Below are 15,541 nucleotides of genomic sequence, written 5' to 3' on the forward strand. Positions count from 1 at the left end.
GGCGGAATGTTCAGCCGGAGCGCATCATGACCGATTTCGACCCGGGCAAGCTCGGTTTCGCGCTGGAGACGCTCGGCGGCAAACGGGTGCTGTTCGTCATGGCCGCACAGGCGGAATATGGCGACAGGCTGAAGGCGCGCATCCGCCCGCTGATGACCGGCGTCGGCCCGATCGAGGCGGCGCTGCACACAGGGATCGCGCTTAGCGATCTTGAGCATCGCGGGACACGTCCCGACCTCGTCATCTCGCTCGGCTCGGCCGGCTCGCGGACGCTGGAGCAGGGCGCGGTCTATCAGGTCGCCTCGGTCTCCTGGCGCGACATCGACGCCTCGCCACTGGGCTTTACCAAGGGCGTGACGCCGTTCCTCGACCATCCGGTCGAAACCATGATGCCGACACCGATCGCGGGCGTTCCATCTGCGCGGCTTGCCACCGGCTCCGACATCGTCTCGGGCGCCGCCTATGATGCGATCGATGCCGACATGGTCGATATGGAGACCTTCGCTGTCCTGCGCGCCTGCCAGCGCTTCAATGTGCCACTCGTCGGCCTGCGCGGCATCTCGGACGGCGCGGCCGACCTGCATCATTATGACGACTGGGCGACGCTTCTGCATGTGATCGACGCGAAGCTCGCCGAGGCGATCGACCGGCTGGCCGCCGCTGTCGATTCGGGGCGTCTTGCCGTTTGACGCCGCCGAAAACGGCTCTGCTTCCGGGCATTTGACGCTGCATTGCAAAAATCCTTTTCAAGCAGGGCGGATTTCATTATCAGTCCGCCATGACAGCGCACCCCGACACCGTCCTCATCATCGACTTCGGCTCCCAGGTCACGCAGCTGATTGCTCGGCGCGTGCGCGAGGCCGGCGTCTATTCCGAAATCGTGCCGTTCCAGTCGGCGGAAGAGGGCTTTCAGCGCCTCAAGCCGAAGGCGGTGATCCTGTCCGGCTCTCCAGCCTCGACCGGCGACATCGACGCGCCGCGCGCCCCCCAGGCGATCTTCGAAGCCGGCATTCCCGTTCTCGGCATCTGCTACGGCCAGATGACCATGTGCGTTCAGATGGGCGGTCGCGCCGAGCCCTCGACGCATCGCGAATACGGCCGGGCCTTCATCGAGATCGACAAGAACTGCCCCCTGTTCGAGGGTATCTGGCCTGAGGGCACCCGCCATCAGGTCTGGATGAGCCACGGCGACCGGGTGATCGACATGCCGGAGGGCTTCGAGATCTTCGCCCGCTCGCCCGGCGCGCCCTATGCCGTCTTCGGCAGCGAGGAGCGGCGCATGTACGGCATCATGTTCCACCCGGAGGTGGTCCACACGCCCGACGGCGGCAAGCTTCTGTCGAACTTCGTCCACCGCGTGGCCGGTCTGAAGGGCGACTGGACGATGGCCGCCTTCCGCGAAAAGGCGATCGCGGACATTCGCGCCCAGGTCGGCGACGGCAAGGTGATCTGCGGCCTCTCGGGGGGCGTCGATTCCTCCGTCGCGGCCGTCCTGATCCACGAGGCGATCGGCGACCAGCTGACCTGCATCTTCGTCGACCACGGTCTGCTGCGGATGAACGAGGCCGAGGAAGTGGTCTCGATGTTCCGTGACCACTACAACATCCCGCTCGTCCACGTGCAGGCGCAGGATACCTTCATCGACGCGCTGGAAGGCGAGATGGATCCGGAGGTCAAGCGCAAGACCATCGGCCGGCTGTTCATCGAGACCTTCGAGGCGGAAGCCAAGAAGATCGGCGGCGCCGATTTCCTCGCCCAGGGCACGCTCTATCCGGACGTCATCGAAAGCGTCTCCTTCACCGGCGGGCCGTCGGTGACGATCAAGTCCCACCACAATGTCGGCGGCCTTCCCGAGCGCATGAACATGAAGCTCGTCGAGCCGCTGCGCGAGCTCTTCAAGGACGAGGTGCGCATTCTCGGCAAGGAGCTCGGCCTGCCCGACCAGTTCGTCGGCCGCCAGCCCTTTCCGGGCCCGGGTCTTGCCATCCGCTGTCCGGGCGGCATCACCCGCGACAAGCTGCGGATCCTGCGCGAGGCCGACGCGATCTATCTGGAGGAAATTCGCAAGGCCGGGCTCTACGACGCGATCTGGCAGGCTTTCGCCGTTCTCCTGCCTGTCCAGACCGTCGGCGTCATGGGCGACGGGCGCACCTACGAATTCGTCTGCGCGCTGAGAGCCGTCACCTCCGTCGACGGCATGACGGCCGATTTCTATCCCTTCGACATGGACTTCCTCGGCGCGGCCGCGACGCGGATCATCAACGAGGTCAAGGGCATCAACCGCGTCGTCTACGACGTGACCTCGAAGCCGCCCGGCACCATCGAGTGGGAATGACCGCCCCGGCGCCTTGTGCGCCGGCGCTCCCGCAAATGCGACCGAGTCCCAGAGCGCGGATCGAAGTGAGGTAGCGCGTCCTTTCGCGCTGTGTCGAACGCTTGGCGCGCCAGCGGCCGGCTACTCCGGCTGCTGGTGGATCGGATCGACCCAATAGACGCTTTCGGGCTTTTCGACCGGATCGACATCGGTGATGTTGACCACCACCGCCTCGTTGTCGGAGCGCACCAAAACGCATTCGAGCGGCGCTGAGGGATCGGCGTTGATCTCCTGATGGGGCACGAAGGGCGGCACGAAGATGAAGTCGCCGGGCCCCGCCTCGGCGGTGAACTCCAGCCGCTCGCCCCAGCGCATCCGCGCCTTGCCGCGAAGCACGAAGATGACGCTTTCGAGTTCGCCATGGTGATGGACGCCGGTCTTGGCGTCCGGCTCGATCGTCACCGTTCCCGCCCAGATTTTTTGCGCGCCCACTCGGGCGTGATTGATCGCGGCCTGGCGGAACATGCCGGGCGTCTGGGCGGTATTGGCATCGAGCGCGTCGCCCTTGATGACGCGCACGCCGTCGTGCTTCCAGCGAGGTTCGCCCGCCTGGTCGTGATCGTGGCTGTGGTCGGTCATCGTTGCGTCCTCCTCGTCATGTCCTGGGCCATGGTAACGGCAGCTCTGGCCTTTCGCACGATGTCGGAGAGCTCTCTCCTCCGCAACCAGGCCGACTTGCGGGTGCTCGCGTGAGCGATGCGAGGCTGATCGACATGGAAGCAGCGGAACCCCCGACAGGGGGCAACGGCGCTCAAGCAGCAGAAGGCGGTCGCCGGGTGAATCTTGGATTCAGGCTGCCAGTCGCTTTGGGAAGCGGGCCAAATTCCCCGAACCCAATCGGATCAGATTTTCCCTTCGATCCGCCCAAGCGACGCTTCCACCGCAGTCTGAAAATTTGCGAAGCCACCGCCAAATTCCATCTTGATGGTGATTTCCAGATCGTCGCGCAGTTCCGCCTGCCGACGTTCGACGCGGCGCGTGAATTCGAAGCTCTGCAACGTCAGTTGCCGCAGCTCGGCGACATCCTTGCGCAGATGACGGTTCTCCTCGATCAGGGTCTGGACCTGCTTGGCAAGAAAGCTCCGATCGACAGTCGTCTCGGGCATGGCACGCTCCATGAACGTCGAATTGGTACTCGCCAATCCGGATTTCGACAACGTCGAAGGCAGGAGGATGGCAATCGGCATGCGAATGGCAACCCCGTCTCACGCAACGCCGCTCGATGATGGGATGCCGACCTCGACGCTTCGTCATCCTCGGCCCGCAGGGTCGGGGATCCATGCCTCTGTGGCGCCGCTGCCGTTTGGGTTCAGGCGGGGCGCACTTCCGGCGCCGGACTGTCGCGTCGCCGTTTCGGCATGGATCCCCGTGCTCGCGCACGAGGATGACGACCGGCCTGGGGTGCCGCGCCATGCCGTCCGCTACACGCTGGGCGGCAGAAATCTAGGCGCCCTCTCTCCCCTTTGTGGGAGAGAAAGCGATTTCATCGTCTTGGCGAAGCCACGTGATGGAAATCGCAAGGGATTTCACCGGGGCCGCGCTGTCCGGCGGCGTTGCGGCTTTCGCATCGCTCGCTTCGTCAACGTGCGCGTCAGCGTCAGCGGTAAAACCCCTCTCTTGTCATTCTCAAGGTTTGGTCCTCGCTGCGCTCGGTCCAACTCCTTGGAATGGCCCTCCGCTCGCGCTCCGGGCGTTCATCGCTTGAAAAGCGTCGCTTTTCATCCGCTTCTCGGAGCGCTCTTCACTCTCTCCCACAAGGGGGAGAGAGGGCGTCCGTGCCGGAGGCCCAGCAGCCCGGGAATGATCGCTATTGGCCGCGACCTCGACGCTTCGTCATCCTCCGCCCGCAGGGTCGGGGATCCATGCCTCTGCGGTGCCGCTGGCGGTTGGGTTCAGGATGGGCGCATTTCCGGCGCCTGACTGTCGCGTCGCCGTTTTGGCATGGATCCCCGTGCTCGCGCACGAGGATAACGACCAGGAGTAGCAACAAATCTCATTACAGCGATATATATTTCGATTGCTTCTAAAGCTAGTGCGGAAGATTATAGATTTTCACGAATTGTCGTGTGTTCGGCCACATATGTTGCGTCATCCAAAAGCCTTCAGAATTGATGGATGAACATGAACTATTCCATCCCTATGGAATGTCCGATTACCTCTATGGTAAGTTTGAATTACGTCACCGCCGTGAGCGGAAGCTCGGCGCGTGCCAAATACACCCAAGATATACATTAACTCCATAAAATGGTCCTCGCTGTAGAAATTTGTATGGTCTCCCTTTGATGAATTGTATACAGGTCTTAATACCGCGCGGAATTCAGGTTGATTATATTTTACGTGTTTGTCGATGATCAGAGGAATATTTTTTTTAAAAATCGTTTCCAATGTCTCGATCGCCGGAGGGTTGAGAAAGGCGCTTGCTGCGGATTTTAGTTCATTCCATGAGACTTCTGAATATCGCCTCCACAATGCATTTTGCTCAGACTGAGAAAGCTGCGATTTTTGAGGGTACAGATCTTTTGCGCACTTAAAAAAACGGATGAAGTCTCGCGGTTTCGCCCAAGTTCTACTCAGAAACATTTCTGCTGGCATATTCTTAAAGTATGTCCCGAAAAAGTCACGAAACTTGACGTCAGAGCCCATACTAAGTTGAAATCTTTTAAACAAAAGTTGGAATAATGGGTGTTCTCTATTATGTGGATATGTTGACCATACTAGGCCGTGTCCGATACTTTCGACTGAATGATTTATATCTGCCGATGCGATGATAGGGTGTTCGAGATATTCGGAACGCACGGCGGAATAAATTCTCACATCTACCGCTTCTTCCGAGAATCGATCGTTCAGTGTTTGTATTGCAAGGATGCAATCCCGGACTAGCATCGCATCCTGCTGTAGGGCTTCTTTGCTGCGATACGCGAAATGTATTTCGTCAACGAAAATACAGCTCTTTAGGCCTACTCGCCGCGCGCGCTTAATAAAAAATTTCAATAGGTCATCATTGCTACGTTTAACCGCCCGACCGGCGTTCAATACGAGTGCATCATTTGTAATTTTTTTTGTGTCGACGCCTGCTGAAGACCAGATCGACCTCAGAGAATCAAATCCAATACCGATTGCATCTCCAATAGACGATGATCGCAGTTTTTCAATCCACGACTTCTCAAGAGGCGGAATCTCGGAGTCAGTGGATTCGGTATCAATGTAACTTTGCTTTATTAATATAAATAAAAGAATCCTTTTTATAGAGTGCATATAATGTCTGAATTTTTCGATGCTTCTTTCGTCAAGCATAAGAGGGACGTTACTGATGTCTTGAAGGTCGCTCTCCTCGATAAATGTTCTCTTGAACAGAAGAAAATGAGTAGTAAAATTTTCCTTGAGGCTATTCTCCAAATAGCGCATCACGGTTGTTTTTCCGGTGCCCTTTTGACCGTATACAAGGAACTTCTGACCCTTCTCAAAATCCTGAAAAGGAAAGCTTGGCAGCGAAAAGAAGGCATCCAAAAAAACGGGATTTTCCTTGGCGCGGAGGGCGTTAAAATGCTCCGCGTTTGCGTCTGGCTCACCAATCCGTATCTCTCCGAAGGTCGGTAAAATCGTTGGCACGGCTTTAATCCCTTTTGTGAGACACATTATTGACAGTATCTTTTCTATAGCTCAGGTGCAGCGAAGACAACTGAAAGTTTTAATAATCCTTTTAGAGTCGTGTCGGTGGCTGTATCGCCTAACGCTGGCGGCTCATGCTGCACTAGCCGCATGAGCCGTCCCTTTTGCGCCGGAACGTCGGCAGCTACCCCTCAGCTACACCCGCTCGTCGATCCACACGTGTCACACTTCAAACACGTGCCATTCCGCACCATCGTGAAATTCCCGCATTCCGAGCAGCTTTCGCCGGTGTAGCCCTTCATCATTGCGATGGAGCGGCGTTCGGCGCTCGTTGCCTGCGGGGCCTGCGAGACGTTGGCGTTGTCCTTCGCCGTCGCCTCATAGGCCAGCGGCTGGTCGAACAGTCCTTGCGCCGGCGAGGCGTCGGTGGTCGGGGCGGGGGCGTCCAGGGGCTCGATGTCGAGGGGCGCCGTCTCGTAGTCGCGCTTGAAGGCCGTGGCCTGGGCGCCGCCGAGGGCGGTGACCGTGGCGCCGGAGCGCGCGGCCGGGGTCTGAGCGGCGGCGGCCTTGGCCGGGGCGTTGGCGGCGGCCGGGCGGGCCGCTGCCGTCACAGGGGCGGGCTTGGCCGGGGCCTCGACCTTGGCCGCGCCCTGCGGCTCGGCCGAGGAGACGAGGCGGAACTTGGCCGTCTGGCCGCGCACCATGCCCGACGAGATCGGCAGCGGGGCAGGCTTGTCGCCGGCGACGCCGCGGCCGATGGTCGAGCCGCCGAAATCCTCCGGCTGGACATGGGCGAGATCGTGCCGGTCGAGATAGGAGACGGCGAGCTCCCGGAAGACATAGTCGAGGATCGAGGTGGCGTTCTTGATCGCCTCGTTGCCCTGCACCATGCCCGCCGGCTCGAAACGGGTGAAGGTGAAGGCGTCGACATATTCCTCCAGCGGCACGCCGAACTGCAGGCCAAGCGAGATGGCGATGGCGAAGTTGTTCATCATCGCACGGAAGGCGGCGCCCTCCTTGTGCATGTCGATGAAGATCTCGCCGAGGCGGCCGTCGTCGAATTCGCCGGTCCTGAGATACACCTTGTGGCCGCCGACGATTGCCTTCTGGGTGTAGCCCTTGCGCCGGTTCGGCAGCTTCTCACGGTCGCGCACCACCTTCTCGACGATGCGCTCGACGATCCGCTCGGCGACCTGCGTCGCCTGGGCGGCGGGTGGCGAGGCCATCAGCGCGGCGGCGACCTCTTCCACCGTCTCGTCCTCGTCTTCCTCGTCGGCGATCAGCGAGGCGTTGAGCGGCTGGGAGAGCTTGGAGCCGTCGCGGTAGAGCGCGTTGGCCTTCAGGGCTAGCTTCCAGGACAGCATGTAGGCCGCCGTGCAATCCTCGACCGTCGCGTCGTTCGGCATGTTGATGGTCTTGGAGATCGCCCCCGAGATGAAGGGCTGCGCCGCCGCCATCATGCGGATGTGGCTGTCCACCGAGAGATAGCGCTTGCCGATTCGCCCGCAGGGATTGGCGCAGTCGAAGACCGGCAGATGCTCGTCCTTCAGATGCGGGGCGCCCTCCAGCGTCATCGCGCCGCAGACATGGATGTTGGCGGCGTCGATGTCCTTGCGCGAGAAGCCCAGAGCCGGCAGCATCTCGAAGGTGAAGTCGTTCAGCTGCTCGTCTGTGAAGCCGAGGACGGTCTTGCAGAAGTCTTCGCCCAGCGTGAACTTGTTGAAGACGAACTTGATGTCGAAGGCCGAGCCCATGGCGGCGTTGAGAGCAGCGATCTGGTCGTCGCCGAAGCCCTTGGCCTTAAGTGAACCCGGATTGATCGCCGGGGCCTGGTTGAGATTGCCGTGGCCGACGGCATAGGCCTCGATCTCGGCGATGTCGGCTTCCGAATACCCAAGGGTACGCAGGGCGTCCGGCACGGCGCGGTTGATGATCTTGAAATAGCCGCCGCCGGCAAGCTTCTTGAACTTCACGAGCGCGAAGTCGGGCTCGATGCCGGTGGTGTCGCAGTCCATGACGAGGCCGATCGTGCCGGTGGGCGCGATGACCGAGACCTGGGCGTTGCGGAAGCCGTTCTTCGAGCCGAGCTCGACGGCCTCCGTCCAGGCGACCTTGGCCCGGCCGGACAGGCGCTTGTCGGTCAGCGAGGCATGGTCGAGGGGCACAGGATCGACGGCCAGTGCCTCGTAGCCATTGGCGATGCCATGGGCGGCGCGGGCGTGGTTGCGCATGACGCGCAGCATCGGCTCGGCATTGCGCTCATAGTCCGGGAAGGGCGACAGGACGCCGGCCATCTCGGCCGAGGTCTTGTAGGCGACGCCCGTCATCAGCGCCGAGATGGCGCCGCAGATCGCCCGGCCTTCCTTGGAATCATAGGGAATGCCGGAGGTCATCAACAGACCGCCGATATTGGCGAATCCGAGGCCGAGGGTGCGGTAGTCGTAGGAGCGCTGGGCGATCTCCTTCGACGGGAACTGCGCCATCAGGACGGAGATTTCGAGGACGACGGTCCAGATGCGCACGGCATGCTCGAAGGCGGCCGTGTCGAAACGTTTGGTGTCCTTCTTGCCGGCTTCGCCCTTCACCGCTTCCTGGAACTGGATGAGGTTCAAGGAGGCGAGATTGCAGGCCGTGTCGTCGAGGAACATGTATTCCGAGCACGGGTTCGATGCGCGGATCGAGCCGGCCTCGGGGCAGGTGTGCCAGTCGTTCATCGTGGTGTTGAAGTGCAGGCCCGGATCGGCCGACGCCCAGGCGGCGTAGCCGATCTGCTCCCACAATTCGCGCGCCTTGACGGTCTTGTGAACCTTGCCGTCGGTGCGGCGGATGAGGTTCCACTCCTCGTCGTTTTCCACGGCGCGCAGGAAGTCGTCCGTCAGCGAGACGGAGTTGTTGGAGTTCTGTCCGGATACGGTGAGGTATGCCTCGCTGTCCCAGTCGGTGTCGTAGACCGGGAATTCGATCTGGGTGTAGCCCTGCTTTGCAAACTGGATGACACGCTTGGCATAGTTTTCGGGAACCTGCGCCTTCTTGGCGTCGCGCACGGCGCGCTTCAGCGCCGGGTTCTTCATCGGATCGAAGCAGTCGTCACCGGGGCCCTCGCAGTTCACGCAGGCCGACAGGATCGCCTTCATGTGCTTGGCGACGGTCTTCGAACCGGTGACGAGGGCGGCGACCTTCTCCTCCTCGCGGACCTTCCAGTTGATGTAGGCCTCGATGTCCGGATGGTCGATGTCGACGACGACCATCTTGGCCGCGCGCCGGGTCGTGCCGCCGGACTTGATGGCTCCGGCCGCCCGGTCGCCGATCTTGAGGAAGGACATCAGGCCCGACGACTTGCCGCCACCGGCGAGTTTTTCGCCCTCGCCGCGCAGGAAGGAGAAGTTCGAGCCGGTGCCCGAGCCGTATTTGAACAGCCGCGCCTCGCGCACCCACAGATCCATGATACCGCCGTCATTGACGAGGTCGTCAGCGACGGACTGGATGAAGCAGGCATGCGGCTGCGGATGCTCGTAGGAGGTCGCCGAGCGGGTCAGCTGGCCGGAGCGGTAGTCGACATAGTAGTGGCCCTGGCTCGGGCCATCGATGCCATAGGCCCAGTGCAGGCCGGTGTTGAACCACTGCGGCGAGTTCGGCGCGACCTTCTGGGTGGCGAGCATGAAGACCAGCTCGTCACGGAAGGCGGAGGCGTCCTCTTCCGTTTCGAAATAGCCGCCCTTCCAGCCCCAATAGGTCCAGGTGCCGGCGAGCCGGTCAAAGACCTGCCGGCCATCCATCTCCGAGCCATAGCGCTCGTCCTCGGGAAGCTCGGCGAGCGCCTTCTCGTCGGCGACTGAGCGCCAGAGGAAGGAGGGCACGTCGTGCTCCTCGATCTTCATCAGCCGGGCCGGGACGCCTGCCTTGCGGAAATATTTCTGCGCGAGGATGTCCGACGCCACCTGACTGAACTGCTCGGGAACGTCGATTCCCTCGAGCCGGAAGACGATCGAGCCGTCCGGGTTCTTGATCTCGCTCGTCGCCTTGCGAAAGGCGATCGTGGCGTAGGGGCTCTCGCCGGCCTTGGTGTAGCGGCGCTCGAACTTCATGCCCATCGAAAAACCCATCCTCGATTGATTGTCTCAGACTGGAGCGCGAGGCATGGACGCCAGTCGGCGACGCACTCCCTCAGCACTCCATGAATTACGCGTCCGACCTGCATCTAGTGGCGATGGCGTCGGGTGACCCTATATATAGTGTCTGGCGAGGGTTAAGCGAAGCTTAAACTGTCGGATTTTTATCGAAGTCGGTGAGTTATCAACGGGATTCACCGGAGCCTTTAGGGCGCGACTGATTCCCGTTCGCATCTGCGACCCGGGCAGGGCCTCTCGCCGACCGCAGGCTAGGGTGAGTCCGGGGCGAGCGTCAATTGCGCCGCGGTCACAGTCCGGGCCGGGCCTGCGTGGACAAACTGTGTACAAACTTCCGTTGGGACGGCTCAAAGCCTTGAAAATCGGCGCCTGAGCACCTTACGTTCTTTTTTATGCATTCCGCCGCGCGAGATCGCGGGTCGGTCATGCTGGCGAACCATCGAGATTTTCGAATCAGGTTTGCCGGTGCCGGTTATTTTGGAAGGACCGTGTTTGTCTCGGCCTGAGCATTCGACGTGGACGCTCGCCCCTGCGGATCTACTCGCCGCCGGTGTAGAGGAGGCAATCGATCGCGTCACGCGGTTGGCGAAGCGACTTCTCGGCGTTTCGGCCAGTTTCATCGTGATCGTCGACCCCGACAAAGAGACCTTCAAGAGCGAGGCTGGCCTTCCCCCGGCGGCCACGCGAGACGAGGCTGGCCTGCGATTGTCGTTCGAACCCGGTTCGATCAGCCGTTTCGTGGCAGAGACCGGTGAGCCTCTGGCAATCGCCGATGTCGCGGCCGATCCGCGCTTTGCAGGCTGCCAGATCGTCAAGTCGCTGCGGATCGGCGCATGTCTCGGCCTGCCCGTGAGTTTGCCCGACGGCACGGTCGTGGGAGCCTTCTTCGCGATCGACGAGAACCGCCGCGACTGGTCGTCCGAGAATCGGGACATTCTGGAGGAACTCCTTGCGGTTCTGGCCGGCGAATTCGCTCTGCGCCAGGAGGTCAAGCTGCGCCAGAATTTGGAGCAGCGATCCTTCCTGATGTCGCGGGAGATGGAGCACCGGATCAAGAACTCGTTGTCGACGGTTCAGGCGATCATCCTCTTGTCGGTGCGCGATGGACAGAGCGCTTCCGAGATCAGGGCCGATCTCCTGGAGCGCGTGGCCTCGCTCGCCAAGACGCAGTCGCTTCTCGCCGATCGCGATGGCAAGGGCGCGATGTTCGCCGACATCGCCGCCGCGGAACTCCAGCATTTCGGCATCGGCACGAATGTCTGGATCGACGGGCCGGAGCTGCTCGTCGGCAAGGACGACGCGGTCTCCATCTCGATGATCATTCACGAGCTCGCCACCAATGCTTCCAAGCATGGTGCGCTGGCGCTCCGCGGAAGGGGCGGGGTTTCCATGCGCTGGGAGACCCGCGAGCTGGACGCCCGAAGAGCATTGACCTTTCATTGGGAGGAATGGTTCGGCGGCGGCCCGACGCCGCGCCAGGGGCGTGAGGAGGGCGACTACGGTTTTGGAACGGAACTGCTCGAGACGCTTGTCCTGCGCCAGATGCGTGGCCAGATGTCGCGAGAGCTGACGCCTGGAGGGCTCATATTCACGGCAAGCGTCCAGCTCGGCGCCGTGCCTGCCTGAGTGCCGGTCGGACCGCCAGCCTGGCCGCCGGCCTGCGGATTGCCCGGGCCGAGACCGGATGCGGGGACGATGGCCGGTTCGCTTGCCGGTATCAGCCGGCAGACCCCTTGCCGATGGGCGCCTGAAAGGTCAGGCCGAGATCCCACGGGAAGAAGATCCACGTGTCCTGGCTGACCTCGGTGATGAAGGTATCGACGAGCGGACGCCCTTTCGGCTTGGCATAGACGGTGGCGAAATGCGCCTTCGGCAGCATCGCGCGCACGACGCCGGCGGTCTTGCCCGTATCGGTCAGGTCGTCGACGATCAAAACGCCGTCGCCGTCGTCGGTCAGGAGTTCCGGGCTGATTTCCTTCAGGACCTTCAGCTCCCCCTGCTCGGAATACTCGTGATACGAGGCGACGCACACCGTCTCGATGAGGCGGATCGAAAGTTCGCGAGAAATGATCGCGGCCGGAACGAGGCCGCCCCGGGTGATGCAGACGATCGCTCGCCATTCTTCGCGCACGCCCGCCAACCGCCATGCAAGCGCCCGCGCGTCGCGGTGAAACTGGTCCCAGGAAACGGGGAAGGACTTTTCCACCATCGACATCGCGCTCTTTCGCTTGGCAGGAACTGACGCGTCCCGATAGATCGAAATCGCCCAAGAGCGCAAGTTTCGACCCGATCGCGATCAGCGGTCATCCAAAGACTCTCGACCCGGCCGCGTCCGCAGGGCGGCGACAGCTTGTCAACGTCCAGGTGCTGGAAGCGGGTTCTTTAGCCCGCTATCGATTCCCGTCGTTCCAATCCGTAAAGGAAACGTGACCCGTGAATCTCGACCGTTATCAGCCTTATGCCCTGTCGCTCCTGCGCATCGTCGCGGGTCTGATCTTCATGGAGCATGGCACGCAGAAGCTTCTGAGCTTCCCGGCCGGCGAACATGCCGGCGTGGCGCTCATGTCGCTGTTCGGCGCTGCCGGCGCCATCGAACTCGTCGGCGGGCTGCTCATCGCCCTCGGGCTATTCACCCGGCTTGCCGCGTTCGTCTGTTCGGGCGAAATGGCCGTCGCCTACTGGATGGCTCACGCCCCGCAAAACCCGTTCCCCGTCAACAATGGCGGCGATGCGGCGATCCTTTACTGCTTCGTCTTCCTGCTCTTGGTTTTCACTGGCGCCGGCGCCTCGAGCATCGACGCGGCGCGCAAGGGGCGTTCGTAACGCCGCAGCAGCCATTCGGGCCGGCGGGCCTGACCCAAAGCTCCGCCCGAGCCGCCGGCCCGAGGCTCACCACTTAGTCGCCCCGCGACCGCGCGATCGTCTCCAGCATCTCCCCGACCGCCAGGGCCGCGGCATCGAGCGCGGCTTCGTCGCGCGAGCGGATGACGATCTCGGTGGAATAGCGTTCCCCGTCGAATTTCGGGTAGGAGCCGATCACGACATTCGGGTGCTGCTTGGCGATGGCGCCGAGCGCATCGCCGATGTCGCCTTCGCCGAACGGGCAGGGGACGGCCCTCGACTTCAAAGGTTCCCCGGCGGGCAGGACGTCGAGAAGGCTCGACAGCATCGCCTGAAAGACGCCCGGTACGCCGGCCATGACGAAGACATTGTCGATCCTGAAACCCGGCGCCACCGAGACCGAATTGTCGATCAGGCTCGCACCCTTCGGCGTGCGTGTCATGCGCCGCCGGGCCGGCGTGAATTCCATCTGGCGGCCGGCATAATAGGTCTCGAGCCGTGCCACCGCGTCCGGGTGCTCGATCACCGGCAGGCCGAAAGCCGCCGCGACGGCATCGGCCGTGATGTCGTCATGGGTCGGGCCGATACCGCCCGAGGTGAAGACGAGGTCGTAGCTCCGCCGCAGCGTATTCAGCGTGTCGGCGATCATGTGCGGCTCGTCGCCGACGATGCGCACTTCCTTCAGGTCGATGCCGAGAAGCGTCATCACCTCGGCGAGATGGGCGATGTTCTTGTCCTTCGTCCGGCCTGACAAGAGTTCGTCGCCGATGGCGAGCATCGCGGCCGTGGCGGTTTCATTCGGCATTCTGCGGTTTCTCCGGCAATAATCGCCTTGAATAGGCGTGAGGGCTCGGCGGAAAGCAAGAGGGTGCGACGCAAGGTGCCACTGTTGCTACTGACGTGACGGTGCGTCGCAAGAAATCGACGAGCCATGCGACCCTCGGTCTCCTATGTGCATGGTCAGTCCGCCGCCGGGGCGGCGACCCGCAAAACCAGCAAAGGAGCTCATGCGATGGCGAAGGTTCTCGTCCTTTATTATTCCAGCTACGGCCACATCGAGACCATGGCGAAGGCCGTCGGCGAGGGCGCCGAGAGCGCCGGCGCGACCGTCGACATCAAGCGCGTCCCCGAAACGGCGCCGCAGGAAGTGGTCGAGGCCGCCCATTTCAAGACCGATCATCCCTATCCCGAATGCGATCCAATGGAGCTGCCGAACTACGACGCCATCATCATCGGCGTGCCGACCCGCTACGGCAACATGGCCTCGCAGATGCAGGCATTCTGGGACCGCACCGGACCGCTGTGGGCAAACGGCGCCCTGATCGGCAAGGTCGGCGGCGCCTTCGCTTCCTCCGCCACCCAGCATGGCGGCAACGAGGCGACGCTGCTCTCCGCCCACAAGACGCTGCTCCACCACGGTCTGGTGGTCGTCGGTCTGCCCTATGCTTTCGCTGGCCAGATGAACATGGACGAGATCGTCGGCGGCTCGCCCTATGGCGCGACGACGATGGCGAAGGGCGACGGCTCGCGCATGCCGAGCCAGATCGAGCTCGACGGCGCGAAGTTCCAGGGCAAACACATCGCCGAGATCGCCGCAAAACTCGTGGCCTGACGAAGGCGTGAGGTCGGCCGTGGCCTATCACGGCTCGGTCGGCCAGTCCGATCTTATGGAAACTGACGAAAGGCCGTTACCGCGGCCTTTCTCCCCGATGTCCGCCCGCGCTCTTCGAAGGCCCCTTTGAGGGCCTTTTTTAGTCGATCGTGTCGGGAAAGGCCGACCGCCCGACCTATCGGCGGGGCGGCGAGCCTGCTAGACGAAATCGCAAAACGCGAAAGGATCGGGCGGCATGGCGACGGCGGACGAATTGAAGCGGGCAGCGGGCGAGGCGGCGCTTTCTCACGTCGAGGACGGCATGAACCTCGGCATCGGGACGGGGACGACGACGGAAGCCTTCATCCGTCTCCTCGCCGACAAGGTCCGTGACGGGCTGCAGGTCACGGGCGTCGCGACCTCCGAGCGCACCGAACGGCTGTGCCGCGAACTCTCGATCCCCATGGCAACGCTCGAGGAACTGCCGAAGCTCGATCTGACCATCGACGGAGCCGACGAGATCGATCAGTCGCTTCGGCTCGTCAAGGGCGGCGGCGGCGCGCTTCTGCGCGAGAAGATCGTGGCCGTGGCATCCAGGAAGATGCTCGTCATCGCCGACGAAGCGAAGCTCGTGGAGACGCTCGGCGCCTTTCCCCTGCCGATCGAGATCAACGGCTTCGGCATGATCGCCACCTATCTTGCGATCCAGGAGGCGGTGGGCGAGCTCGGCCTTTCCTGCGAACTGATTTTGCGGCGGAGGGGACCGGAGCCTTTCATCACCGACAGTGGCCATTTGATCCTCGATGCATCCTTTGGCCGCATTCCCGATCCACATGCGCTGTCAAACGCGCTTCTGAAGGTGCCGGGCGTCGTCGAACATGGTCTGTTTCTAGGCCTTGCCGATGAAGCGCTCGTTGCGACGGCGAGCGGTGTTCGCCATCTGACGGCCTGAGGCTCGTCGCCTGGGTCTCGACAGGGCCGACGAGCCGGCGGTGGCTT

At 62.2% G+C, this 15,541-nt stretch carries 12 protein-coding genes; 6 read left to right on the forward strand and 6 right to left on the reverse strand.

The genetic code is table 11. The features are described from left to right. The first annotated feature begins 26 nt into the window (after positions 1–26). Positions 27–689, forward strand: a complete 663-nt coding sequence (locus tag J6595_RS09860; RefSeq protein ID WP_209594305.1) for a 5'-methylthioadenosine/S-adenosylhomocysteine nucleosidase — start codon at positions 27–29, stop codon at positions 687–689. Between the two features lie 89 nt (positions 690–778). Continuing rightward, positions 779–2,335: a glutamine-hydrolyzing GMP synthase gene (gene guaA / locus J6595_RS09865; RefSeq protein WP_209594306.1), complete on the forward strand. Its 1,557-nt coding sequence runs from the start codon at positions 779–781 to the stop codon at positions 2,333–2,335. Positions 2,336–2,455: 120 nt separating this feature from the next. On the opposite strand, the gene J6595_RS09870 is transcribed toward guaA, so the two are convergent. From J6595_RS09870 to J6595_RS09885, 4 genes are all read right to left on the reverse strand, one after another. Next, positions 2,456–2,953, reverse strand: coding sequence for a cupin domain-containing protein (locus J6595_RS09870; RefSeq protein WP_209594307.1), 498 nt, complete (start codon positions 2,951–2,953; stop codon positions 2,456–2,458). Positions 2,954–3,216: 263 nt separating this feature from the next. Further along, positions 3,217–3,480, reverse strand: a complete 264-nt coding sequence (locus J6595_RS09875; RefSeq protein ID WP_209594308.1) for a hypothetical protein — start codon at positions 3,478–3,480, stop codon at positions 3,217–3,219. A gap of 982 nt (positions 3,481–4,462) precedes the next feature. Further along, on the reverse strand, positions 4,463–5,983 hold the full coding sequence (locus J6595_RS09880) for a P-loop ATPase, Sll1717 family (RefSeq protein ID WP_209594309.1): 1,521 nt from the start codon (positions 5,981–5,983) through the stop codon (positions 4,463–4,465). Between the two features lie 191 nt (positions 5,984–6,174). Next, a complete protein-coding gene (locus tag J6595_RS09885) occupies positions 6,175–10,068 on the reverse strand; it encodes a vitamin B12-dependent ribonucleotide reductase (protein ID WP_209594507.1) in 3,894 nt (1,297 codons plus the stop codon). Positions 10,069–10,602: 534 nt separating this feature from the next. Between J6595_RS09885 and J6595_RS09890 the strand changes: the two genes are divergently transcribed. Further along, entirely contained in the window at positions 10,603–11,736 is a 1,134-nt protein-coding gene (locus J6595_RS09890; protein ID WP_209594310.1) for a sensor histidine kinase, read from the forward strand. A 91-nt stretch (positions 11,737–11,827) separates the two neighbouring features. Here the strand turns inward: J6595_RS09890 and gpt are convergent, their stop codons facing one another. Further along, positions 11,828–12,325, reverse strand: a complete 498-nt coding sequence (gpt, locus tag J6595_RS09895) for a xanthine phosphoribosyltransferase (RefSeq protein WP_209594311.1) — start codon at positions 12,323–12,325, stop codon at positions 11,828–11,830. A 218-nt stretch (positions 12,326–12,543) separates the two neighbouring features. On the opposite strand from gpt, the gene J6595_RS09900 reads away from it, so the two are divergent. Next, a complete protein-coding gene (locus tag J6595_RS09900; protein WP_342453147.1) occupies positions 12,544–12,933 on the forward strand; it encodes a DoxX family protein in 390 nt (129 codons plus the stop codon). Between the two features lie 73 nt (positions 12,934–13,006). On the opposite strand, the gene J6595_RS09905 is transcribed toward J6595_RS09900, so the two are convergent. Then, positions 13,007–13,756: a competence/damage-inducible protein A gene (locus J6595_RS09905; protein ID WP_245197961.1), complete on the reverse strand. Its 750-nt coding sequence runs from the start codon at positions 13,754–13,756 to the stop codon at positions 13,007–13,009. A gap of 207 nt (positions 13,757–13,963) precedes the next feature. Between J6595_RS09905 and wrbA the strand changes: the two genes are divergently transcribed. Both wrbA and rpiA read left to right on the forward strand, forming a co-directional pair. Further along, entirely contained in the window at positions 13,964–14,563 is a 600-nt protein-coding gene (wrbA, locus tag J6595_RS09910; protein ID WP_209594312.1) for an NAD(P)H:quinone oxidoreductase, read from the forward strand. A 235-nt stretch (positions 14,564–14,798) separates the two neighbouring features. Further along, on the forward strand, positions 14,799–15,494 hold the full coding sequence (rpiA, locus tag J6595_RS09915; RefSeq protein ID WP_209594313.1) for a ribose-5-phosphate isomerase RpiA: 696 nt from the start codon (positions 14,799–14,801) through the stop codon (positions 15,492–15,494). Positions 15,495–15,541: the final 47 nt, after the last annotated feature.

The organism is Jiella mangrovi (assembly GCF_017815135.1).
Lineage (GTDB): Bacteria > Pseudomonadota > Alphaproteobacteria > Rhizobiales > Rhizobiaceae > Jiella > Jiella mangrovi.

What these genes read in the sequence shown, in the direction of transcription:
- guaA (WP_209594306.1), top strand. Translation starts at nt 779, where the DNA reads ATGACAGCGCACCCCGACACCGTCCTCATCATCGACTTCGGCTCCCAG.
- wrbA (WP_209594312.1), top strand. Translation starts at nt 13,964, where the DNA reads ATGGCGAAGGTTCTCGTCCTTTATTATTCCAGCTACGGCCACATCGAG.
- J6595_RS09905 (WP_245197961.1), bottom strand. Translation starts at nt 13,756, where the DNA reads ATGCCGAATGAAACCGCCACGGCCGCGATGCTCGCCATCGGCGACGAA.
- rpiA (WP_209594313.1), top strand. Translation starts at nt 14,799, where the DNA reads ATGGCGACGGCGGACGAATTGAAGCGGGCAGCGGGCGAGGCGGCGCTT.
- J6595_RS09885 (WP_209594507.1), bottom strand. Translation starts at nt 10,068, where the DNA reads ATGAAGTTCGAGCGCCGCTACACCAAGGCCGGCGAGAGCCCCTACGCC.
- gpt (WP_209594311.1), bottom strand. Translation starts at nt 12,325, where the DNA reads ATGTCGATGGTGGAAAAGTCCTTCCCCGTTTCCTGGGACCAGTTTCAC.
- J6595_RS09870 (WP_209594307.1), bottom strand. Translation starts at nt 2,953, where the DNA reads ATGACCGACCACAGCCACGATCACGACCAGGCGGGCGAACCTCGCTGG.
- J6595_RS09875 (WP_209594308.1), bottom strand. Translation starts at nt 3,480, where the DNA reads ATGCCCGAGACGACTGTCGATCGGAGCTTTCTTGCCAAGCAGGTCCAG.
- J6595_RS09860 (WP_209594305.1), top strand. Translation starts at nt 27, where the DNA reads ATGACCGATTTCGACCCGGGCAAGCTCGGTTTCGCGCTGGAGACGCTC.